Source organism: Proteus mirabilis ATCC 29906 (assembly GCF_000160755.1).
GTDB lineage: Bacteria > Pseudomonadota > Gammaproteobacteria > Enterobacterales > Enterobacteriaceae > Proteus > Proteus mirabilis.
In genome coordinates, this window is sequence record NZ_GG668583.1 from 61481 (window position 1) to 85925 (window position 24445).

The 24445-nt window shown below is 38.9% G+C and carries 19 protein-coding genes; 12 read left to right on the top strand and 7 right to left on the bottom strand.

Going from position 1 to position 24445, the window contains the following annotated elements:
- The first annotated feature begins 464 nt into the window (after positions 1-464).
- The 9 genes from fdhF to HMPREF0693_RS16270 all read left to right on the top strand — a co-directional run bounded on the left by fdhF (position 465) and on the right by HMPREF0693_RS16270 (position 11543).
- A complete protein-coding gene (gene fdhF, locus HMPREF0693_RS16230; protein WP_004246682.1) occupies positions 465-2633 on the top strand; it encodes a formate dehydrogenase subunit alpha in 2169 nt (722 codons plus the stop codon).
- A 205-nt stretch (positions 2634-2838) separates the two neighbouring features.
- Positions 2839-3537: an N-acetylmannosamine-6-phosphate 2-epimerase gene (locus HMPREF0693_RS16235; RefSeq protein ID WP_004246683.1), complete on the top strand. Its 699-nt coding sequence runs from the start codon at positions 2839-2841 to the stop codon at positions 3535-3537.
- A complete protein-coding gene (nanK, locus tag HMPREF0693_RS16240) occupies positions 3534-4403 on the top strand; it encodes an N-acetylmannosamine kinase (RefSeq protein WP_004246685.1) in 870 nt (289 codons plus the stop codon). The genes HMPREF0693_RS16235 and nanK overlap by 4 nt, the downstream gene beginning before the upstream one ends.
- A 51-nt stretch (positions 4404-4454) precedes the next feature.
- A complete protein-coding gene (locus HMPREF0693_RS16245; RefSeq protein WP_004246686.1) occupies positions 4455-5945 on the top strand; it encodes a sodium:solute symporter family protein in 1491 nt (496 codons plus the stop codon).
- Positions 5946-5958: 13 nt separating this feature from the next.
- The gene (gene nanQ / locus HMPREF0693_RS16250; protein ID WP_004246687.1) at positions 5959-6432 is read left to right on the top strand and encodes an N-acetylneuraminate anomerase; all 474 of its coding nucleotides are present in this window, start codon (positions 5959-5961) and stop codon (positions 6430-6432) included.
- Positions 6433-6622: 190 nt separating this feature from the next.
- On the top strand, positions 6623-7510 hold the full coding sequence (locus HMPREF0693_RS16255) for a MurR/RpiR family transcriptional regulator (RefSeq protein WP_004246688.1): 888 nt from the start codon (positions 6623-6625) through the stop codon (positions 7508-7510).
- A gap of 173 nt (positions 7511-7683) precedes the next feature.
- The gene (locus HMPREF0693_RS16260) at positions 7684-8577 is read left to right on the top strand and encodes a dihydrodipicolinate synthase family protein (RefSeq protein ID WP_004246689.1); all 894 of its coding nucleotides are present in this window, start codon (positions 7684-7686) and stop codon (positions 8575-8577) included.
- Between the two features lie 178 nt (positions 8578-8755).
- A complete protein-coding gene (locus HMPREF0693_RS16265) occupies positions 8756-9445 on the top strand; it encodes a hypothetical protein (protein WP_004246692.1) in 690 nt (229 codons plus the stop codon).
- A gap of 118 nt (positions 9446-9563) precedes the next feature.
- The gene (locus HMPREF0693_RS16270; protein WP_004246693.1) at positions 9564-11543 is read left to right on the top strand and encodes an acyltransferase family protein; all 1980 of its coding nucleotides are present in this window, start codon (positions 9564-9566) and stop codon (positions 11541-11543) included.
- A 90-nt stretch (positions 11544-11633) separates the two neighbouring features.
- On the opposite strand, the gene HMPREF0693_RS16275 is transcribed toward HMPREF0693_RS16270, so the two are convergent.
- Genes HMPREF0693_RS16275 through HMPREF0693_RS16285 form a run of 3 tightly spaced genes read right to left on the bottom strand, consistent with a single transcriptional unit; the run spans position 11634 to position 14468 of the window.
- Positions 11634-12347 carry an MgtC/SapB family protein gene (locus HMPREF0693_RS16275; protein WP_004246695.1) on the bottom strand — a complete coding sequence of 238 codons (714 nt, stop codon included), beginning with the start codon at positions 12345-12347 and terminating at the stop codon, positions 11634-11636.
- Positions 12348-12385: 38 nt separating this feature from the next.
- Positions 12386-13633, bottom strand: coding sequence for an MFS transporter (locus HMPREF0693_RS16280; RefSeq protein WP_004246696.1), 1248 nt, complete (start codon positions 13631-13633; stop codon positions 12386-12388).
- Between the two features lie 13 nt (positions 13634-13646).
- Positions 13647-14468, bottom strand: coding sequence for an MBL fold metallo-hydrolase (locus HMPREF0693_RS16285; RefSeq protein ID WP_004246698.1), 822 nt, complete (start codon positions 14466-14468; stop codon positions 13647-13649).
- Positions 14469-14812: 344 nt separating this feature from the next.
- On the opposite strand from HMPREF0693_RS16285, the gene HMPREF0693_RS16290 reads away from it, so the two are divergent.
- Complete coding sequence (locus tag HMPREF0693_RS16290; protein ID WP_004246699.1) at positions 14813-17014, top strand: extracellular solute-binding protein; 2202 nt, start codon at positions 14813-14815, stop codon at positions 17012-17014.
- A 72-nt stretch (positions 17015-17086) separates the two neighbouring features.
- On the opposite strand, the gene HMPREF0693_RS16295 is transcribed toward HMPREF0693_RS16290, so the two are convergent.
- The 3 genes from HMPREF0693_RS16295 to HMPREF0693_RS16305 are packed head-to-tail and all read right to left on the bottom strand — an operon-like array spanning position 17087 to position 21038.
- Entirely contained in the window at positions 17087-17986 is a 900-nt protein-coding gene (locus tag HMPREF0693_RS16295; protein ID WP_004246704.1) for a dimethyl sulfoxide reductase anchor subunit family protein, read from the bottom strand.
- The gene (locus tag HMPREF0693_RS16300) at positions 17983-18624 is read right to left on the bottom strand and encodes a DMSO/selenate family reductase complex B subunit (protein ID WP_004246705.1); all 642 of its coding nucleotides are present in this window, start codon (positions 18622-18624) and stop codon (positions 17983-17985) included. The genes HMPREF0693_RS16295 and HMPREF0693_RS16300 overlap by 4 nt, the downstream gene beginning before the upstream one ends.
- Positions 18621-21038: a DMSO/selenate family reductase complex A subunit gene (locus HMPREF0693_RS16305; protein ID WP_004246706.1), complete on the bottom strand. Its 2418-nt coding sequence runs from the start codon at positions 21036-21038 to the stop codon at positions 18621-18623. Before HMPREF0693_RS16305 ends, HMPREF0693_RS16300 begins: the two co-directional genes overlap by 4 nt.
- A gap of 410 nt (positions 21039-21448) precedes the next feature.
- Here HMPREF0693_RS16305 and HMPREF0693_RS16310 point away from each other — a divergent pair, with 410 nt between their 5' ends.
- Complete coding sequence (locus HMPREF0693_RS16310; RefSeq protein WP_004246707.1) at positions 21449-22219, top strand: AraC family transcriptional regulator; 771 nt, start codon at positions 21449-21451, stop codon at positions 22217-22219.
- 24 nt (positions 22220-22243) lie between these two features.
- Here HMPREF0693_RS16310 and HMPREF0693_RS16315 read toward each other — a convergent pair whose 3' ends face one another.
- On the bottom strand, positions 22244-23743 hold the full coding sequence (locus tag HMPREF0693_RS16315) for an MFS transporter (RefSeq protein ID WP_004246708.1): 1500 nt from the start codon (positions 23741-23743) through the stop codon (positions 22244-22246).
- A 91-nt stretch (positions 23744-23834) separates the two neighbouring features.
- Between HMPREF0693_RS16315 and HMPREF0693_RS16320 the strand changes: the two genes are divergently transcribed.
- Entirely contained in the window at positions 23835-24386 is a 552-nt protein-coding gene (locus HMPREF0693_RS16320) for a TetR/AcrR family transcriptional regulator (RefSeq protein WP_004246709.1), read from the top strand.
- Positions 24387-24445 lie beyond the last annotated feature (59 nt).

Here is a 24445-nt window from a genome sequence, read left to right on the forward strand (position 1 = left end):
GACATCATAAAAACTCCCCTAAAAACAGTTCCACCAGCAGGGTTATAAAAAAACCACCTTACTGGTGGCTTTAGCAAAAAATGAACGAGCTTGGCCACCCTAATAAAGTAGGAGTAGATATAGGCCTAGAAGTCGATTGTTAGTGTTAATGTTCATGTTTTTGCTCTTTATTGAAATGAATTTGGTTTGTTGCACTGATTTATTGAATGCCACTGCTAACAAATAACTATTTTGTTATATCATAAAAACAAATTAATGAAAGCCCTTTTTTTAAAAAACTTGATAACGTTTTGATAACTTTTGCTCAGAAAATCTTGTCGACAAAAATGTCGATATAACCTTGGTAGCCAGTGACAGAAATACTATCTACTTATTTTTACATGGTTTTTTACTTGGCATAAATCGTGCTTAGTTGGATGTTCTTTATGACTCTTTTACTCCCTAGTTAGGGGAAAGGATATCAAATGAACAAAATCAACTCCGTCTGTCCTTATTGTGGCGCTGGCTGCAAAATCAATCTCTGTGTCGAAAATGGTCGAATAATCAAAGCTGAAGGTGCCAATGGCGTCACTAACCAAGGCGAGCTTTGTTTAAAAGGTCTCTATGGATGGGATTTTTTAAATGACAATAAATTACTGACAGCCAGAATTCATCAACCGATGATCCGCCGACAAAAAGGGGCTGATTTTGAAATTGTCAGTTGGGATGAAGCGATTGAGTTTACGGCTAAAAAGTTACTCGCAATTAAAGAGAAATACGGTGCTAAATCTATTATGTGCACCGGCTCCTCTCGGGGTACAGGTAACGAAACCAATTTTGTGATGCAAAAATTTGCTCGTGCTGTACTGGGTAATAATAATGTTGATTGCTGTGCCCGTGTTTGTCATGGCCCTTCTGTTGCTGGTTTACAAGAAACACTAGGCAATGGGGCAATGAGTAATTCCATTGCTGATATTGAAGATTCAGATTGTTTGTTGGTGTTTGGTTATAACTGTGCCGACTCTCACCCTATTGTGGCGCGTCGTGTGGTGAAAGCGAAACAAAAAGGGGCCAAAATTATTGTTTGTGATCCTCGTAAAATAGAAACAGCGAAGATTGCTAATCAATATCTTCCCTTAAAGAATGGCACCAATATGGCGTTAGTTAATGCATTTGCCTATACGCTGATTGATGAAGATCTTTATGACAAAGAATATGTGAGTCGTTACACCGAAGGTTTTGAAGAATATAAAAAACAGCTGGTGGATTATAGCCCTGAAGCAGTAGAACGTATTGTTGGGGTTTCTGCAAGCGAGATCCGCCAAGCTATGCGCACTTATGCAGTCGCAAAAACAGCCACCATTATGTGGGGAATGGGGGTAACACAATTTGGTCAAGCGGTAGATGTTGTGAAAGGGCTAGCGAGTTTAGCGTTATTGACGGGTAATTTAGGCAAACCACATGCAGGGGTTGCTCCTGTTCGCGGGCAAAATAATGTACAAGGTGCTTGTGATATGGGGGTTTTACCCAATATGTTCCCCGGCTATCAAAGTGTGACAGATGAAGGTATTCGTCAAAAATTTGCTCAAGCTTGGCATATTCCGGTTGAAAAACTCGATCCGCAAGTGGGTTATCGCATCACTGAAGTCCCTCATTTAGCCATTGAAGGTAAAGTGAAAGCTTATTACATCATGGGAGAAGATCCACTTCAAACTGAGGCAGATTTAGGTCTGGTTAGAAAAGGTTTTCAAGCGCTCGATTTTATTGTGGTTCAAGATATCTTTATGACGAAAACGGCAGAGCAAGCAGATGTTATTTTACCTTCTACCAGTTGGGGTGAGCACGGTGGTATTTTTACTTGTGCTGATAGAGGTTTTCAACGTTTTGAACAGGCAGTACAAGCACGTGGTAACGTTAAACGTGATTGGGAAATCATTAGTTTATTAGCCACGGCTATGGGCTATCCAATGTCTTATACAGATAATGAAGAAATTTGGCATGAGGTAAGAGCATTATGTCCGCTATTTTTCGGTGCGACCTATGAAAAATTAGCGGGATTAGCCCATATACAATGGCCTTGTCCTGAGCTCGATCATCCGGGAACACCCTATTTATATTCAGATAATCGATTCACAACGCCATCAGGTAAAGGCCAGCTTTTTGCTACCGCATGGCGCGCTCCTGCAGAATTGCCTGATGAAGAGTATCCAATGATTTTATCAACGGTACGTGAGGTAGGGCACTACTCTTGTCGCTCAATGACGGGTAACTGTAAAGCATTAGCATCATTAGCAGATGAACCGGGGTATGTGCAAATTCACCCTGATATTGCTAAAGCGGCAGGTATTGCTGATCAAGAAATTGTTTGGGTTGCATCTCGTCGAGGTAAGGTGTTGTCACGGTGTAATCTAAACGAAACCGTTAATAAACAAGCTATTTATATGACTTATCAATGGTGGATTGGTGCATGTAACGAACTGACACAAGATAATCTCGATCCTGTCTCAAAAACTCCAGAAACTAAATATTGTGCTGCACGAGTGGTGAAGATTGACGATCAAAAATGGGCAGAAAGCCAAGTCGCTCAAGATAATCACGCCATGAGAAGTCGTTTAATTAATTTAGTCGAGCAAGCAAAAACAGCGACACACTAAATTAATCACTCAAGAGAAATATAACAAAATCAATGGAGGCTATTTAGCCTCCATTTTTATTCTGTTTATTTATCATCATGTTATATCAATTTGGTCATTGTTTGATCTTCTTCACAGATCGTAGTTTTTTCGATTGAGAAATAAAACTCCGTAAAATAATATAATTCGGAGTTACATTTCAAAAAAAGAGAGCAGTGAGTTCAACATGGCACTAATTGAAAAGATGACTAAAGATATTCAACAAAAAGGTGGGTTAATTGTTTCTTGCCAACCTGTTGATAATAGTCCAATGGATAAACCTGACATTGTAGCCGCAATGGCTCAAGCAGCAGTAAATGCAGGTGCCGTCGCAGTACGTATTGAAGGAATTGATAATTTAAAAGCAACACGTCCTCTTATTGATGTGCCAATTATTGGAATTGTAAAACGTGATTTGCCTGATAGCCCTGTCAGGATCACGCCTTGGTTAAATGATATTGAAGCATTGGCTGCAGCTGGTGCAGATATTATCGCTTTTGATGGTACTGATCGCCTACGCCCAGTTCCCGTGAAAGCATTGCTAGAGCATGTTCATCGTTTAGGAAAACTAGCGATGGCAGATTGTGCCACTTTTAATGAAGGGATGTATTGTCATCAACTCGGTACCGAATTTATTGGCTCAACGATGTCAGGTTATACCGGTGGGGAAATACCAAAATTACCCGATCTTCAACTGGTGACCGCATTAGCAGAGCAAGGATGTCGAGTGATTGCGGAAGGGCGTTATAACACACCAATGATGGCGGCAAGGGGTATGCAAGCGGGAGCTTGGGCTGTCACCGTTGGCTCTGCATTAACTCGTCTTGAACATGTCTGTGAGTGGTTTACTCAGGCATTAAAGTGGCAGCAGGAGTTAGATAGATGAATACATTAGCGATTGATATTGGAGGAACCAAAATCTCGGCAGCATTAATTAGCCGAGATAACCAATTGACACAACATCGACAAATAGCAACACCAGCAAGTCCATCTCCAACACAACTTTATGAAGCATTAGTTAGCATTATTACACCATTAAAAAACCATGCCGATAGTGTTGCCGTTGCATCAACAGGGATCATTTGTAATGGCATTTTAACCGCATTAAACCCCGATAATTTAGGTGGATTAAACGATTTTCCTTTAATGGAAACACTATCAACCCTTACCGGATCACCTTGTTGGTTACTTAATGATGCCCAAGCTGCCACATGGGCTGAGTATTATCATCGTCGTGACACTATATCTGATATGGCGTTTATTACGGTCTCAACCGGCGTTGGCGGAGGCATTGTTCAGCAAGGGCAGCTACTAATAGGAAAACGTGGTCTTGCAGGCCATTTAGGTCATACCTTAGCTGATCCTCGAGGCCCTCGTTGTGGATGTGGCCGCTATGGTTGTGTTGAAGCCATCGCATCGGGGCGTGCGATTGCCTCACAGGCCGAAGGGGAACTTGCTGGTAAAGATGCTAAGGCAATTTTCAGCGCTTTTCATCAGGGAAACTTACAGGCTACCACCATTATTAAACGCTCTGCCAACACCATAGCTAATTTGATCACAAATATTAAAGCTACAACAGATGCTGATTGTGTTGTGCTTGGTGGCAGTGTGGGGCTTGCTAATGGCTATCTCGAATTGGTTCAAGTTGCTATGGCACAACAACCATTAGCATTACAAGTGCCGATTGTATCAGCTCACTATCATCATGATGCTGGATTATGGGGCGCAGCCCTATGGTCTAGAGAGCAATAAAAAAACTGTCGTAAAACTTACCTTTTACCCTACATATGGCAGGACTAAAAAATGCAATTACATGATTTTGGTTTTATTAACTATGCAGTGCTGTTTGGCTATTTGGCAGCTATGTTACTCGTGGGTGTTTATTTTTCTAAACGTCAAAAAACTGCGGATGACTATTTCCGTGGTGGAGGGCGAGTTCCTGGGTGGGCCGCTGGAGTGTCTGTATTTGCGACCACATTAAGCTCGATTACATTTATGTCCATTCCTGCTAAAGCTTATACTTCTGATTGGACCTTTATTATTGGACAGTATTTAGCTATTGCAATTTTACCTTTAGTTTTTTATTTCTATATTCCTTTTTTTAGAAAATTAAAAATCACCTCCGCTTATGAATATCTAGAAGCTCGTTTTGATGTTCGTAGTCGTTTATTTGCTAGCCTTTCATTTATGTTATTCCATATTGGGCGTGTTGCTATTATTACTTATTTAACCGTACTAGCTTTACGTCCTTTTATGGGGATTGATCCGGTCGTGTTAATCGTATTAATAAGCTTATTATGCATTATTTATACTTGGATGGGGGGCATTGAAGGCGTTATTTGGACGGATGTTATTCAAGGTTTATTACTTTCTGGTGGTGCTGTACTGATCTTTATTATGATCTGTTTTAAAGTTGATGGTGGTATTAGCGAAATTTTTACTACTACAGCACAAGCAGATAAATTCTTTCCTACCACACAATGGCGCTGGAGTTGGACAGATAGCACTATTCCTGTATTAATGATTGGGTTTTTATTTGCCAATATTCAGCAATTTACTGCTAGTCAGGATGTTGTGCAACGCTATATCGTTACCGATTCTATTAAAGAAACTAAACGTACATTGATAACTAACGCTAAATTAGTGGCTATTATTCCTATTTTCTTTTTTGCCATCGGCTCTGCATTGTTTGTTTACTACCAACAAAACCCAAGTTTATTACCCGCAGGATTTAATACGGGGGGAATTTTACCACTATTTATCGTGACGGAAATGCCTATCGGTATTGCAGGGTTAATTATTGCAGCTATTTTTGCTGCTGCACAATCAAGTATTTCTAGTAGTTTAAATAGTATTTCAAGTTGCTTTAATTCTGATATTTATACTCGTCTTAGTAAATCATCCCCTAGTCCTGAACAAAAAATGAAAGTCGCAAAGTTAGTTATTATTGTGGCAGGGATATTCAGTAGTTTAGCGGCAATTTGGTTAGTTTTATCCGATGAAGCTGAAATTTGGGATGCATTTAATAGCCTTATAGGTCTTATGGGCGGACCAATGACAGGCCTATTTATGCTGGGAATTTTTGTAAAACGTGCTAATGCCGGTAGCGCCGTTGTTGGGATCATCGTGAGTATTATTGCAGTATTGGCTGCACGTTATGGCAGTGATCTTAACTTCTTCTTCTATGGAGTCATTGGTTCAATGTCAGTGGTGATTGCAGGAACCATTACGGCACCACTTTTCGCACCAGCAAAACAGCTTTCCTTAGATGACAGTGAAACATCAGAGAACTAAGAAGGAATAATCTATGTTATTTGGACATTTATCTGATTTGGCGACTATGCCAGAAATGAATCCAGCGTTACGTCATGCAATGGAAAAAGCATTAGCACTTGATCCCGCGTCACTTGCACCGGGCAGCTATAAAATTGATGGTGAGACGTTGTTTATGAATGTTATGACTTTTGAAACCGTGCCTCGTGAGCAAAAACAAGCCGAATTGCATCAGCGTTATATCGATATTCAGATCTTACTATCCGGTGAAGAGACAATTGATTTTGGAATACAAGGTTCGGCACAAGATGTGACACCTTATAATGAAACGGATGATTATCAGTTGACTGATAACATCATACATCGTCAAACATTATCCCTTACACCAAATATGTTCGCCATTTTTATGCCTTATGAGCCACATAAGCCAGGTATTGCGCAGAAAAATGAGGCCAGTACATTAAAGAAAGTGGTTATTAAACTAGATGTTGCCGCGTTAACTCACTAATCATTATTATTTAATAAAACGCTTTATTTCTCATGTATCAGTTAGTTGGAGTTATAGTGATACTGAGAATAAGGCGTTTTGTTATTATCACATTATTGTCTTAACAAGGCTTTTTTTAACCTGTTGGAATTGGTACTCTTGTGGGCAAAATTCTATTCTCGTGTATTTGCTGCAAGCAAGGATAATGTCCATGACAGAACAGGCAACAACTCGATTAAAGCCGGGTAAAATACTTGATACGCTAGGCGCCATGAAAAATAGCTTAACTCGCGTATCGCAACGTATTGCAGACTATATCCTGTTCCATCCTACGGAAGTGACTCAGTTGTCTATTGCCCAACTCTCTCAAGCAACCAAAGCAGGTGAAGCGACGGTTGTCCGCTTTTGTCGGACATTGGGTTATAAAGGTTTTCAAGACTTTAAAATGGATTTGGCGATTGAAATGGCAACATCAGATAATGATGAATCGCCAATCCTTGATGCAGAAGTCAGTCACCAAGATGATATCCACACTATTGGCCTAAAATTGCAAGCAACAATAAATAATGTGTTATCAGAAACATTAAATTTGCTCGATATGCAGCAAGTGCAAGGGGCGGTCAATGCACTATTATCAGCAAACTATGTTTTTATCTGCGGCGTTGGCTCTTCGGGGATCACTGCGGAAGATCTGAAAAATAAACTTATGCGTATTGGTTATCGTGTTGATGCCGTAACTAATAACCACTTTATGTATATGCAAGCCTCATTATTAAAATCTGGTGATGTCGCTATCGGTATTAGTCATTCGGGTAATTCATTAGAAACGGTTCATGCATTGAAATTGGCTAAAGAAGCGGGCGCAAGCACGATTGCATTGACGCATAATTTAGGCTCACAAATTATGGAATATGCAGATCACCATTTAATTAATGGTAATCGACAAGGGAAATTACAAGGCGATTCTATTGGCACAAAAACAGCACAACTTTTTGTTTTAGATTTGCTTTATACCTTGTTAGTTCAGGCTAAACCTGAAACAGTAAAAGAGCAGAAATTACGTACTCTCAATGCGTTAAAACAGACGCATTCAGCATAAGTTTATTGCTATTTTAAAGCATCTTGAGCAGAAAGTAGCTAAAGATCACAATTTCACCTTTCTCTTTCCTTCAGAGCTATTTTCGTTATTGCGTTATGACTAGTCGCTCTCTAATATAGAGTTAAACTCCATAAGTTAATTAATAAAGAAATTAATCTCCATAGGAAGTGATCATGAACAAACTCTCTGGACTGATTGCCGCGCCTCATACTCCTTTTGCTGCGGACGGTAGTGTTAATTACCCTGTTATTGATGATATTGCTAAGCACCTAATTGCGACAGGGGTAACAGGGGCTTATGTCTTAGGTACTACTGGTGAAGGTATACATTGCTCGGTTGAAGAGCGTAAAAAAGTCGCTGAACGTTGGGTTACAGCGAGTCAGGGACAACTTGATCTTATTATTCATACTGGTGCATTAAGTATTGCTGATACGTTAGAACTTGCTCGTCATGCTGAAACATTAGATATTAAAGCCACATCAGTGATTGGCCCTTGCTTCTTTAAACCTAGTCATGTTGATGATTTAGTAGAATATTGTCGTTTAGCGGCGGCAAGTGCACCCTCAAAAGGTTTCTACTATTATCATTCCACCATGTCAGGATTAAGCATTGATATGGAAAAGTTTTTACAAGCAGCAGGTAAAGTGATCCCCAATTTATCTGGTATGAAATTTAACTCCCCTGATATGTATGAATTTCAGCGTTGCTTACGGGTAGAGGGAGGCAAATATGATATTCCATTTGGCGTTGATGAATTTATTCCGGCAGGATTAGCTTGCGGTGCATTAAGCGCTGTAGGTAGCACCTATAACTACGCTGCACCGTTATATCTTGAGTTAATTGAGAAATTTAATCAGGGTGATCACCAAGGTGTGGCAGATTGCATGGATAAAGTTATCGCTATTATTCGAGTTTTAGTCGAATACGGTGGCGTTGCTGCAGGCAAAGTAGCAATGCAATTGCATGGTATTGATGTTGGCGCTCCTCGTCGTCCTTTACGCCCACTGACAGCTGAACAAAAAGCAGATGCATTGGCGAAATTTAAGGCGGCAAATTTCTTATCATAAATTGCGTTTTGCTTAGAGCATAACATTGTAGATAAACCTATCCTTTAACATCTCCCCCATTGGATGTGACAGTGGCTTTCTCTTGAGAGCCACTTTTTTATTATCTACTTTATGACTTGATTTTAAGTACCATTCAATTCAATGTACTAATAACAATCTTCGTTACCGAGGTTTATCGATGGCCTATTCATTTTTAACCCAAGCAACAGTTAAAAAATTATCGCGCAATGAAAAGTGGTTACAACAGATTAATAATGAAGATATTATCGATTTGAGTTTAAATGCGGGGCAGCTCATTATTGATAAACCAAAGGTGGATGAGGATTTTATCCCTTTTAGCCAACAATTAGATGTTTATTGTCAGCAAATTGCTCAGCAATTTCCTTTTATAGCGGTGACTCCACAATTACAACTTCATTGCACTTTGTTGACCATTTTTAATCAACCTATAGCGTTATTTGAGCCTCAGAAATTAATGTTACTGGCTTGGTGTCAAAAAATAACGAATATCTTTAATAAGATAGGAAAGATTGAGATCCTATTTAATGATATTATTTTAACGACTAATGGAAGCGTGATATTAATAGGTGTATCAAAAACATTAACGCAGTTTAGACAACAGGTTTACCAGCAAATCCCCATTGATCATCATCTGCATAAAAATATTATTCACATTACGCTTGGGCGCTTACAGGAAAGCGTGTCATCAGAAAAAATAACACCACTTTTTCAATTTTTAGCACATAATCGATTATCACTTCCAATCAATATTAAAACCAGCATTAACTATCCTAAATTTGTGGTGAGCAAAGGCTCACTATCGTCTGAGATATTGTTAAATAAGACGATAGAGTTTAATCAACAGTAACAGTAGATATTTGAAATCATTTATATCAATATTAAAAATATTCTCTTTACAACTAAAGTGATATTTTTAATTGATGTATAATCCAGCAATTCTTTTTATTTGGATAGTACATTGAGTTATGAATATAAAATATCGTGCTGATATTGACGGTTTAAGAGCAATTGCTGTTATTTTGGTTATCTTCTTTCATTTAGATAATCGCTTAATACCATCAGGTTTTATTGGTGTTGATATCTTTTTTGTGATCTCGGGTTTCTTGATCTCGTTAATTATTAAAACATCACTTTTACAAGGTCATTTTTCATTTGGTGATTTTTATATTCGCCGATTATGGCGTTTACAGCCACTCTATCTTTTTGTTTTAGTAGCAGTTCTTGTAATTTCAGGTATTTTCTATCTACCTAGTGATTATCTTGATATCACTAATAGTGAAAAATATGCTTCAGCTTTTCTGTCTAACAAATATTTTGCAAGAGCAACGACTAGTTATGCAGCGCAAGATGCACTCTTCTTACCGTTATTACATACATGGTCTTTAGCAATAGAATGGCAGTGGTATCTATTCTTACCTTTTGTACTCTATTTTCTTCACAAAATTAATCATAAAGAGAAAATAAATAATTTTTATTTTATTGTTTTTATTACAATAATTTCTTTCTCCTTGGTGCTTGTTTATCAAAAAGATCAACCTAAGAATTATTATTACTTTAGTACGCGTATATTTGAGTTTATGTTAGGGGCTTGTGTTGCTTATTTACCCGTAAAAGTAATCATTAATCAAAGAGTTAATAGTGTTATTAGTCTCATCGCCTTAGGGGTTATCTTTTGGGTAGCCGTTCAAAAAGATGTGATTGCTGGTTATCCGAATTTCAATACGTTATATGTTTGTCTTAGTGTTGCACTAATTATTTATACAGGACAACATGGCAGTATTATTCAAAAAGTGTTGTCATTAAAGCCAATAGTGATCATTGGATTATTATCTTATTCACTTTATTTATGGCACTGGCCCTTATTTGCTATTGCGCGTTATATAGGCGTATTTAACACCGAGATACAAAAAGGGTTATTTTTAGCATTAACATTTTTACTCTCTATTTTTTCTTACCTTCTTATTGAAAAACCGTTTAGAAGACAGCGTTTGAACTTTAAATATTCGATAACATTATTGTTTGTTATACCTATTTTATTGGCTTTAGGATTAAATGCATTAAATGAAAAGTATCATGGATTTGGAGTAAGGCTTGGGCAAAATTACGTTAATTTAGAAAACAAACTCAATCAATTCGATTATCCCAATCGAGGTAATTGTATGAATTTTCAAGCCTCTGATCCTGATAAGATGTGTCATATTGGTAAAGTGGGTAGCCAGAAAAAAGCCTTTTTATTAGGGGATTCCCATGCTAATCATTTTTGGGGATTTATGGATATTTTAGGTAAAGATGCTGAGCTTGATGTCTATGCGCAAGCAACTTCATCATGCATTACTATTCCTAATATTTATCTTTATGATTGGTCTAATCATAAGAATACGGTTTATCAACGTTGTTATGATCAAACAGCAAAATATTACCAGATTATTAAACATAATCGGTTTGATTATGTGATTTTTGGACAGGTTTGGAATAATTACGCCTCAAATCATGTTATTAATAAAATAGGTGATAAAAGAACGGTTGAGGCATCTCGTCAACGTGTGGAAAAATCGATGCGTGAAGCGCTTGATATCATTGTTGCTACTGGAGCCAAACCTGTTTTTATAAAAACCGTTTATTCAATGCCTAGTGGTTTTATGACCTGTTTTTATGAAAATGCCAAGTTAAGAAAAGATTTTGCTGATAACAACTGTAATCCCAAAAACTATAAAGGTGAGGGGAATACATGGATGAACCAATTATTTGCTAAATTAAAACAGGACTATCCAAGCTTAATTATTATCGATCCTAAAGATGTACAATGCGATAAAGATACCTGCTTAACAGATATTGAAGGAGTGCCGGTTTATCGTGATGTAGGACATATTACTGATTATGCATCAACGATTTTTGGCATGATGTATCTTAATAAGATGGGTAATCCATTTAAAGAGAACCAATAACCAAGCTGTTTTTACTTAGATTATAATAGTGCCACCTATTTAAGAATATAGGGGCACTATGGTTGTTTCTCTATCAATAATAGAATTAATTTAATGATCTAGCGAAACAGAATGTACATGCTGTAATTGTTTTAATGAGCAATAAAACTCTGGTAAGGTTATTTTTTGTCGCACAAGTAGTTTTAAGTTAACTTCAACGCGCTCCTTTTTAATATCACGAATAGTCAGGTTTTCAATAACGTTTTTGTTGCTTTTTAAATAGTCAATTAAAAGAGGAACACCACTTTCATGAGTAAATAGCATTCGCACTTTAATTTTACCTAAGCGTTGATTATTCATTTGAAACAGCACTACTTGTGGGCTCAGTTTAATAGCCATAAAAAAGAGGAAAGTCACAACGATAGCATGCCAATAAAAGCCGGAGCCACAGGCGATACCCACTCCCGCAGATGCCCAAACAATGGCCGCAGTCGTTAATCCTGAAATGGCATCATCTCGTCGATGTAAAATAACACCAGCGCCCAGAAAGCCGACCCCACTGATAATTTGTGCAGCTAACCGCATGGGATCACTGCGAATATTGTCAGAAATATTGGCGTAATATTCGGCTGATTGAATAGAGACAATGGTTAATAAACAACTGGCAACAGCAATAATGACACAAGTTTTAAAACCAACTGGTTTTCCCTTTGATTCACGCTCTAAGCCAATAAGACCGCCTAAGATAAAGGCGGCCAGTAATTTAGCAATACTTGATAGTGATAATGGGCCAATAGTGTCAACAAACTGTATTAATGCATCCATGGTTTGCTCCTGACGTTGGCTTATTTTTTATTTTAAAATTAAGGTGCTGTAATTCCTCGTGATGTTTCTTTATTTTCACTATTTCTTTTTTTAGAAACATCATCTTTAAAGAAGAAAATAAAGAATAGGGTTACCACCGCCGCTACAATGGCAGGATAGACCCAGAATGTTGACCATTGTGGTAATGCTGCATCACCTGTTTCAGTTACGGTTGTGTTAAAGATTTGACCACAAATAGTGGAAGCAAATAGTAAGCCGAAACCATTAGAGACAATAAAGCGCAGACCTTGTGCTTGTGCACGAATTTCAGGTTTTGCTTTGCGATCGACATAGATATCTCCTGCAGTAAAGAAGAAATCCCAACATAATCCCTGTAGCATTAATCCGATGACGATAAAGTAAAGCTCTGTATTTACTGCAGCATAAGAGAAAAACATAGAGCGTATGATCCAGCTCACGGCTCCTAGCAGTAGTGTAATTTTGAAGCCAAATTTCATTAAGAAGAATGACAAAACAAACATAAACAGAACTTCGCAAGCGATCCCTATTTGCATAATAGAAGCTGCATTATCAAAGCCTAATGCTTTAATAAAGACAGGAATATAAGCAGAATAAGCTGTTTTGGGGATCATTAAAATAAAGATGCTAAACATCAAAATAGCAAAGTGGCGATCTTTAAATAAAGACAATGCATCTAAACATAAAATATCGCGTAGTGAGAAAGGCTGGCCTTTCGCTTTAGGTGGCGTATTAGGTAATGTAAAACAATAGAAACCGAGTAATACACCAACTGCAGAAGCGATATACCAAGTCATTGTGCTACCAGAGAAGCCCATTTCACCCAATATAAAACCAATTGCCATAAAACCAAACGTACCAAATACGCGAATAATTGGGAAATATTTAACCCCATTAATATGGGAGAAACTAATGCTATTAGATAGCGCAGTGGTTGGATAAAACAATAAGCCAATAATAAAAATTAAAAATAATGTCATGCCACTGTTTTGTGCTTCAATAAATTGGGGAACACAGAGAATAACGACGGCATTAATTAAATGAAGTATCCCCATGACTTTTTGTGAAGCAAAGAAACGATCTGCGACCATACCAATAAATAAGGGGGAGATAATTGTCGCGACACCTAATAAGGCATAAGCATTGCCGATAATGCTTGCCATACCATAACTACTTAATACGAGTCCCATGGTCATATTCCATGCTCCTTGCATGAAATATTGCACAAACATCATAATAAGTAGGCGAGAAGTTATTTTCATATCCATTGTCGTACCCCTCTTAATTGGTTTCTAACGTTAATCCGTCGTAGGCAACACGGATATGATGAGGAGCACAAACCGTTTCTAATTCATGATGCAGTAATTTACCGCTATGTGAGATATGCGAAACGACAATCTGTGTAGCTTGATGTAAACAGCCTTGTTGTTGCAGTTTTTCTTTGGCGGCAAAAACCGTTTCTAAGCTCATATGATTATCTGTACGATCTTTTCCATTTAAGCCATAAGTACACTCAAAAACAACAATATCAAGCGGTTTGTTTTCTAACCATTGCCAAGTTAATTCTGGGAACCAACCCGAATCATGGCCATAGAAAATAGCTTTGCCGTCTTTTTCAATATGATATACATAACAAAGTTCCCATTTCGCATGATTAGCAAGCAGCGGCGTAATTTTATAACCATTTCTTTCGACCGTAACGAAAGGGATTAAGCAATGAAATGCAAATCGCTCTTTCGTATAACCTGGTAATACTTCAATACAGCCATTGATAGCGCGATCGTTACCGAAAATATGTAAAGGATGGTTAATTTTAAAACCATAGCCTTCCATTCTGCTAAATAGTTCACCAACATTAAAATGATCAGGATGAGTATGAGTAAATAGCAAACTTTCAAAATGTGTTGCGTCCATACCATCACGCATCAGTTGGTAACTAAAAGTGGGGGAGACATCGATCAACATAATGTCATCCACAATAGCAGAAGAGTGCGTTCTAATATCTTTACCGGCTAATTTTCTTGCTTTCAGACAGTGTTCACAACGGCAGAAGGGATTCGGTATGCCTTCTGAGGCAGCCGTCCCTAAAAAATGAAGCTTCATAATAAATCCCCTTATCTTATTGTTTATTAGTATTTTATTAATTTTCTGGTGTTGGCTATTTGTAGGTTACAAACAAATTTGAACGTTCCAATAATAAAATGACATGTGTTATTTGCCAATAAATGAAGATCAGATCAGTGATCTTATTCAAATATTATTTACTAATATATTGATTAATATATGTATTTATTTTAATTGGTATTGATAATTATTTATTATCTTTAATTTTTAATAGATTGATTTATCAGCTAATTGTAAGTGGAACGTTCAAATCAATTATCAGTAGTCGTGATAAATAATTCAGGTATGCTAGTGAAGGTGGAAATAGAGGTGAAAGAAGAGAAATGGCGACGATCAAGGACATTGCAAAACTAGCGGGTGTTTCGCATGGTACGGTATCTAACGTATTGAATAAACGTGGAAATGTAAGTGTTGAAAAAATTGAAGCAGTCTATCAAGCTGCTAAACAGATGGGCTATCAATTAAATACACAAGCCCAACTACTAAGAACCAATAGAAGCCATAAAATTGCGATCTTATTACCCCAACTGGTTTCTGAAAAATATGCGATCTTCTTTAATGCTTTTAGACAGTCGATCGTTAATTTTCCAGAGATCAGCTACGATCTTTTTTTAACAGATCTTCTTGAGACCACTGAGCGTGATCTACTACAAAAAATTGCTGCAGGTGGCTATAAGCAAGTAGTCACCGTAAGTTGTCTTAAAGATGCTAAATACTATTTTGACACGTTAAAACTTCCACCTTCACAAATTATCTTTATTTATCACAAACCCCTCAATGCACAACGTTTTTTTACGTTAGATTTTGCACAAGCGGCGGAGTCAATTTGCCAGCAAGTGTCACAAACAGCTGGCAAGGTGGTGGGGATTTTTGGCGATAATCAAGATGAATTAAATAGTCAGGTTTTTGCTAATCAATTGCAAATACGGCTTTCTCAAACTGCACCCGATAAAAAATGTGTCATACTTAGCGCTTCTGATGAAGAGAGTTATAAAATTGCTTTTGATTTCTTTTCTATGGAGCAAGTCCCCGATATCTTTGTCACACAAGATATTGAGAAAGCTCGCTATTTAACACAAGCAAGCTATTTTGGCAGTTCTTCAGATTGTCCTATTATCTTTGCTCTAAGTGATAATATTCCGCCGGTAATAAAAGGGTTATATTGTTTTCCAATGAACTATGCTCAGCTTGGTTTGGAAGTCGCTGAGGCACTATTAATCGCAGAGCCGCATGAGTATAAAAATAATAATGTATCTGTCGCAAATCGAAGTTCATATCTGTATACGGCAACACCAGCAGTAATGAGTGATGATAAATCACAAATTAGTCTTAATTTACTAACGTTGCCAAGCCCTTCAACAACGGCATTAAAAAAACTACTTCCTCATTTTTATCGTCAAACTGGTATCAAGGTGAATTTAGCTATTCATCCTTATGATGAAGTCTATCAAATTTTAAGCCAACTTCATTTACACCCTTATTATGATCTGTTGCGTATTGATATGGCGTGTTTTCCATGGTTTGCTGAGCGAATATTGCGACCATTAGATAAAATTGGTGATGGATTAACTGATTTATTGAGTCACTTTTCCTTACCTACGCAACAAAAATTTGGTTTGGTTAATGATGTCGCTTATGCAATGCCGTTCGATGCTAGCGCTCAATTACTGTTTTATCGTAAAGATCTGTTTGAAGATACTATTTTAAAAAGAATGTATTACGAAAAAACAGGTAATGAATTAACTGTGCCGACAACCTTTGAAGAGTACGATAATGTGACTCAGTTTTTTACTGAGTTGCATCAAGCCGGGCAAGCTCATTGTCCGATGGGAGCTTCAACCACATTAGGAAGTGCGGGATTAATCGCAACTGAATACTTATTACGTTATTACGCTAAAGGTGGGCGTTTAATCGGTAGTGATAATATTCCGCGCTTAGCGATGCCCTTGGCCGCTGAGGTATTAGCAGATTATTTGCATCAGTTGTCGATCACCGAAAATATCAACCATAAATGGTGGAGTGGCTCGGTCAGACAATTTGAGCAAGGTCATCTGGCAATGCTTATCTCTTATATGAATTTATTTAATGATGTCGCACATAGCGATATTTTACCTAAAATTGGTTTTGCTCCCGTTCCAGGTGGTGTACCACAATTAGGGGGTGGGGTACTTGGGGTGTCGCGTTACAGTAGAAAATCATCTTACGCTGAACTGTTTTATCGTTGGCTTTATTCTCCTGTTGTGATGGATCACTTAATTTTATTGGGTGGAAATAGTAACCATGAAAATTTTAGTCATAACCAAGAAATTAGCCACCGTTATCCATGGATGACACTAGCTTATCAGGAAATTAATCAAGGAATACGAGAATCATCAGTGCCGAATGGTAAATTATTTAACTTAAGGCAAGCTGAGATTATTATTGGTCAGGGTATTACTAATGTGATTAATCATATTATGACAATAGAAGAAACGATTGATTATATTAATCAACGTCTATTGATTGATACTCAGGGTGAACGATGATCTTTGATAAAAAAATCAGGGGCTAATAATTCCCCTGATAATTGTCATCTTCAATAACTGGCTGATCGTGATTTAGTGAATTGAATAAAACACATAACGCAAAGCAAATTCTGCAATAATTGCCATGATACCGCCATAGACAAAAATGGACTCCGTTGATTTTTGCTGAGTTTGGCCCATCAAATATTTTACTAAACTATAGCCACACACCAATACAGCCAAAGTTGCTAAGATCCAACTGGTCATACGTAATGGGCCAATGGAGTAATAGACTTCAATAGGTGATAACGGAAAGGTTACCGATGTTTGGCTATAGAGCGTACGAGTTAAATAGTGTTCATAAAAAGGTTGATAGAGTAATCGGCCAATTAAACTAAATGCCATGATCCCCCACAATTGCCATTTCCAACGGATAGGGAAAGGGGCTGATGGTATTTCTATCCCTAATTTATTGCCTATACGCTGCAATATCTTTAGCAGCAAAAAGAATATTGTTGCCCCTAATGTGAGCATCGCGCCAAAAAACATCACATAAGTGTTGTTATCCATCCATGTTAAAATGGAAGTATGGCGATAAATGGATGCCATGCAATAAATGTCAAACAGACCAATCAGAAGGCTTGCACTAAATAGCAGCATCGAAAATTTACCGGTACGCCATAGCCATAAAAAGGTGATCCCTAAACATCCTACAAAAATGGCAGTGACAGCAACTTCGCGACTTAACCAAGCTGAAAAGACATTTCTAATGGCATTCGGAGCATTTAACGGTACGCCTAAGTGAGTAATGGAGGCAATAGAGCCTAAACCGGCTAATCCACAAATCACCAATAAGGTTAGTAACATAAAGCGATAATAGCTTTCAGCACTGAGATAATGTGCAAGACGGCGTGCAAAAAGGCCTGTTATGAGTGTTAAGCCAATAGTGGCATTCATCATAAAGGTGAAAATCAATAATGACCATTCATTCATTTTATTTCTCCTTTATTATTTATAGTGTCATTATTTGCCCCTTGGTGAGGGTTGATCACTAGGTTTGGATGAGTTATTTCAGGAGAAGGCAAACCAGTGACATAATTAACTTCACCATAGCGTTCACGTAGTTCATCAATTGGACCAAATTGAATGGCCCCAAGTGGGCAGGTCGCAACGCAAACAGGCTGTTCACCTTTTTGTTGTAAGTCGATACAAAAATCGCATTTTGACATCTGCTTGGTTTCAGGATCCATTTGCGGTGCGCCATAAGGACAAGACCACGCACAGGCGCCACAACCAACACATTTGTCAGTATCTACCATCACAATGCCATCACCTTCGCGTTTATGCATTGCGGTAGTTGGGCAGTTTTTAACACAAATGGGATCATCGCAATGATTGCAAGAGATAGATAAAGTGTAAGCAAAGACATTATTAATTAATGCACCGTTAGTATTACGGCTATAACCACCACCAGTGATTTCATATACACGGCGAAATTTGCGGCCAACATCGAGGTTATTTTTATCTTTACAAGCAACCTGACACGCCTTGCAGCCCGAACAGCGAGCACTGTCGATATAAAACCCTAGCTGTTTACTGCTTACTGCGGGATAAACGATAAATTTACTCATGCTTTTACTACCTCGACCAATAAAGTTTGGTGAGCATTACCGTGTGCCATAGCGGTGCTACGGGATGAGGTTAAGACGTTGGCACATCCCCCTTGATCGATACCTTGTTTATCTGGTTGCCACCAAGCACCTGCTTGTAAGGCAACGACACCAGGCATAATGCGTTGTGTGAGTTTGACGGGTACTAAGGTGATCCCACGGTCGTTATAGACTTTGACTTTATCGCCTTGTTTGATATTTCTATCTTCGGCATCTAATGGGTTGATCCATAATTCTTGACGTTGTACTTCTTGCAGCCAAGGATTAGCAAATTGTGTTGAGTTTGCGCGGTTACGTCCTTTCCACGTGATGAGTTGTAGTGGAAATTTATCTGTTAACGTATCTTCGGGCCCTTCAATGGCAGGCACATAATGAGAAAGTGCGGGGATCTCGCTATTCTTCATCTCATATAAGCGTTTAGAGAAGATCTCAATCTTTCCTGATGGGGTTGGAAATGGATTATTTTCTATATCTTGAATATTTTTCTCAAACGCAACATTTTGGGTATGAGGGCGATGTTTTAGCAGATGACGACGTTTAACCAATAATTCATCAAAGGTAGGAATACCATCTTCAGGACGTTTAATACTGGCATCATTGACTAAATATTCAATCCAGTCGCGATCAGTGGCTTTACCTTCGCTAAATTGTTCACCGACCCCCAGTTTATCAGCCACTTCACGTAACCAATCGTAGTCGGTACGACGTTCAAACTCTGGCTCTATCACTTTTTCGGACAGAATAATATAATCGCCATAACTCCATGTGCCTCCAATATTCCAGCGCTCTAAAAAGCTGGTTTCAGGCAGTAAGATATCCGCATATTTGGCGCTAGGTGTTAAATAGAGGTCGCTACAGACGATAAATTCAACTTTTGATTCATCTTCAAGCACTTTAGCGGCATGAAGAATATCGGTATTTTGATTCACCATATAATTACCCGCCATTGAGAAAATCATCTTGATTTCAGTATCAAGTTTCTCGGCATTGAGTAAGCCATTTTGTGGTGTGACCAAATTTTTATCTTCACACGCTTGCACCCAATTGGTGATATTGATTTTTGCTTTAACGGGATTGGTCAATAAACTTGGGCCGGCAATGGTTTTACGTAACTCAGAGTTTAATGCCATGCCATAGCCAGCCGCCCAGCCACCGCGTACACCAACGTTGCCGGTAATAGTCGCTAACAGTGTCGCACCGCGTGCCGTCCGTTCACCACAAATATGACGTTGTGGCCCCCAACCTTGGATTAATGCTGCCGGTTTTGTAGAAGCATATTCACGGGCTAATTGACGAATAGTATCTGCGGGTACTTTAGTGATAGGCTCCGCCCATTCAGGGGTTTTCTTGATCCCGTCTTTCTTCCCCATTAAATAGGCAACTAAAGACTCATTTTCACCAACGCCTTCTGGCATCTGATGCTCATCGAAACCAAGGGTGTATTTGTCGATAAAGGCCTGATCATGCAGGTTTTCACTGACAATGACATACATCATGGCATCTATCATCGCGTTATCAGTGGTCGGTAACAGCGGGATCCACTGGTCAGCTAAAGAAGAGGCAGTATCGGAATAACGTGGATCAACGACAATAAATTTAGTGCCGTTTTTTTTCATTTTTTGGAAGTAATGATTGGAATGCCCAAAAATAGTTTCATTAGGATTATGTCCCCATAGAATAACTAAAGGGGTATTTGCTAATGTATCTAATGTACTTCCGCTAGCGGCTGTACCGTAAGTATAAGGGGTAACGGCAAGGGTGTTACCATTACTCACGGAGTGATAATTCTCCAGAAAGCCGCCGGTTAGGTTAAACAGACGGCGTAGCATATTAGCACCAGAAAAAATGCCACCAGTCACCCCAGTGCTTAAACTGACAAAACGTGAGGCAGGGCCATATTGCTTGGTAATGCGTTGCATATTTTGTGCAATAAGCGTCGTAGCTTCTTCCCAAGTGATGCGCTCAAATCGACCTTCACCACGCTTACCTACTCGCTTCATGGGATATTTTAATCGATCAGGATGATAGACAAATTTACGATAACCACGACCCCGTACACAGGCTCGCATGATAGGCATCTCTTCATCTAAATCGGCGTCAGGTCGAGTGCTAATACGTGTCACTTTGCCATCTTTAACGTGCGCGCGAATATCACATTTTCCGCCACAGTCAAAACTACTACAGGTAGAGACAACACGCTCATTCTCTTTGGCGTCAATCGTTTTTTCAGCTATTGCATGATCTTGTGTTGCCGCCATCGTGTTGGAGGAAAAAAAGGGCAGTGTGACTAATGCCGAACTCGCTTGAATAAAATGGCGACGACTTATATCACCGGAAATTGGCTTAATACTATGATGATCGGACTGATTGCTCATATAAATGCTACCTTAGACATAATAAGCGGAAGCCAATTTACCCGATACTTGATATAAAGATGTGTATGCGTTTTCTAGACTATTGATATGGGGATATCTGGTTTCCGCTGCATTATTATTGAATGCATACCGCGTTGCAGAGCGCCTGAAACAACCTCTGCAAGAGGGATAGTAGAGGATTAATCGCTTTCCAACATGCCAAGATCAGACAATGACATTAGAATTTCGGCCTATTTATTGACAGTGTTAATAATAAGTTTTATAGCTGTTAACGGGATAGGGTGGCTAAATAGCGAAAGGGGTTAATTCGCCATCTTGCAATGTGATAGTGACCAGATTTGCTCATCAGCAACAGTAGACAAGTTGCGCTATTAATCAGTCAGCAAGAAAGATAAAAAAGTAGGTTTAATGTGAGAAATGTGCCGTTAGAAAGTGTTGATCTCCTTGAGAGAGATGTGATTGCGCTGGGTACAGATTATCTGCCTAATACGCTATTAGAAACGCATCGACATCGACGAGCGCAATTTTTATATCCCGCTACCGGATTGATTGAAGTGAGCACAAATGATGGGGAATGGGTTATCCCTCCCTCTTGTGGTGTGTGGATCCCTCCTCAGACGGGGCATGAAACACGCATGTTAGATGTGAGTACCAGAAGTTTATATATTGAGCCAGCGGCAGCTCCTCGTCAGAGTCAACAGTGTGAAGTGTTAAGAGTGTCACCGCTTTTACGTCAATTACTTCTTGAAGCCGTTGATGTGCCTGCGCAATATGATAAAAAAGGGCGCGATGGTATTTTAATGCAACTTATCTTATATGAGTTAGCGAAAGCAGAACCTTTGCCTTTCTTTGTTCCTATTCCACAGGACAGTAAATTAGCTAAATTATGTCGCGATTTTATTCGTCAGCCCAAAATTGACGCTCTACCTCAGCAGTGGGCCGAGAAATTACATAAAAGTGAACGCTCGTTTAGCCGTTTTTTCCGCCAACAGACGGGAATGGCATTTTCACAATGGCGTCAGCAAGTCTGTCTTTTAAACTCACTCACGCAAATTTTATCAGGGCATAGCATTACCGCTGTGGCTTTTGATTTGGGCTATAACAGCGCTAGCTCTTTTTCTACTATGTTTAAAAAGCAGATGGGACAATCACCTTCTGATTTTGTGAGAAACGCGCCATAACGGCGCGTTTTCTATGAGCTTGAATTAGTGGCTGGGCTTGTTTTCTCTTACCGCATTACGCAAGCAATAAGGGAGTGCAATTAAGCTTATTGTAGTCACAATGGCTGTGGCGATCAGAACGATAGAAAAAGCATATTCAAACGCACTATTAGCCTGTGCGATTAAGAGGGTCGCCGCTGCTTCGGGAAGCTTTTCAGCGACAATAAGTGCTTCATCTAAACTATCATAAACGACACTATTGACGTTAAGCGTATCCGGTAAAGTTAGTTTTAAGGTATAGAGGGTGCTCATTAAACTCCCCATAAAGGTCACGCCAATCACGCTACCCAACTCATAGGCGATATCTTCAATAGAAGCGGCCATACCTGCTTGTTTATCGTCGACACTTAGCATAATAGAGGTCGATGCGGTGGTAAAAATAATGCCTAAACCAAAGCCAATCAAAAAGAGGCTACCCATTAGCATTATCGGTGAGTTTGAAATGGCAATTAACCATAAGTTACCCATTAATGTTAGGGCGAATCCGATAATAATTAAGCGCACTGCACCTAAACGCGCTAGCCAAAACCCAGCCAAAGGAGAGGCTAATACTGAGCCGATAGGGATAGGTAAAATCACTAAAGCTGCATTCAGTGGTGTAAAGCCGGCGACTAACTGTAAGCGTTGGCTTAGCAGAAATTCAATACCCACGATGATCACCATAGAAAGAGTCGACATTGCCACACCGACACTGAAATAGCGCTTTTTAAATAGGCTAAAATCAATCATTGGATGCGTTTGACGACGTTGGCGCCGCGCAAATAGTGTGAGAAAAATAATGGCAATAAGGGTGGCGATGATCACTTCATTCCATTGTGTATAAGCCTTACCTATCTCTTTTAAGGTATAAATAGCGCTGACTAAGCCAATCAAAATAAGTATTGAGCTTAAATAATCAATTTTATGCTGCCGTTGTCCCGAAAAGTGAGGAATTAGCCAAATCGAGAAAGGAAGCACAAGTAGTACAATAGGGACATTGATCAAAAAGACTGAGCCCCACCAGAAATGGTTTAATAGCAACCCACCAATTAAAGGCCCTAATGCCGCGCCACCAGAAGCAACAGCAGACCAAATACCGATGGCGACGGCACGCTCTTGTGGATGAGTAAATACTTGTCTCACAATAGACAACGTTGCAGGCATGCTCATAGCAGCACCGATGGCCAAGAAACCACGAGAAATAATTAAGCTGGTGGCACTAGGGGAATAAGCCGCACATAATGAGGCGATGGCAAAAAGGGGTAATCCGCTAATAAATAACGTCTTATGACCTATTCTATCAGTAAGCATACCTGCTGCTGGCAACAGCCCTGCGACAATCAGCGGATAGGCATTCATGATCCATAGTTTTTCTGAGGCGCTCGCATTGAGATCATGAGTTAAACGCGGTAGTGCGGTATAAAGTACGGTAACATCAACAACAATTAGAAACAGCATACTTGATACTAAAAGTAAGACTATCCAACGCTTATAATCTTTTATCATATAAAGTCTCAGTGGTTATCTTAGGTGTTATATTTAGCTAGGAATAATAATTTTAAATCCATACGGTCGTATTGAAAAGAGGTTTTTTTAAATGGGACGCCAAAGAACGATTGATAGAGAAAAGTTACTTGAGGCTATTTTTGACATCGTGATGGAGCAAGGGGCTGCCGCTCTGACTATCGATACGGTGGCCAAAAAAATGGGGATTTCTAAAGGTGGTGTCCAATATTGCTTTAATAGTAAAGAAGCGATGATTGATGCCATGTTTGAACATTGGGAAGGAGGATATGAAGCGCGATTTAATCAGGTGGTTGCCAATGATAACTCAGCCAATAATCGCGTTAGAGCACATATTCATGCAACTCATGATCACGATAAGCTCTCTTTTGCCAAAGGAGCCAGCTTAATGGCTGCGTTACTGCAAACGCCAGAATATTTGCAAAGTACTAAAGCGTGGTATCAGCAAAGATTAGCGGGTGTCGATACCACAACAGTAGAGGGAAAACGGGCGAGACTGGCTTTTTTAGCCACCGAGGGGGCTTTCTTGCTACGTTATTTTGGTTTAATGGATATTGATGATAATGAGTGGGAAGAGATTTTTAGCGATATCGATTCTGAACTGGTTACAGTGACTACGAAGTAATTAAACAGCATATTGTTTAAAAGTAACAATATGCTGTTTGGCTTTTGGTGAAATAGCAA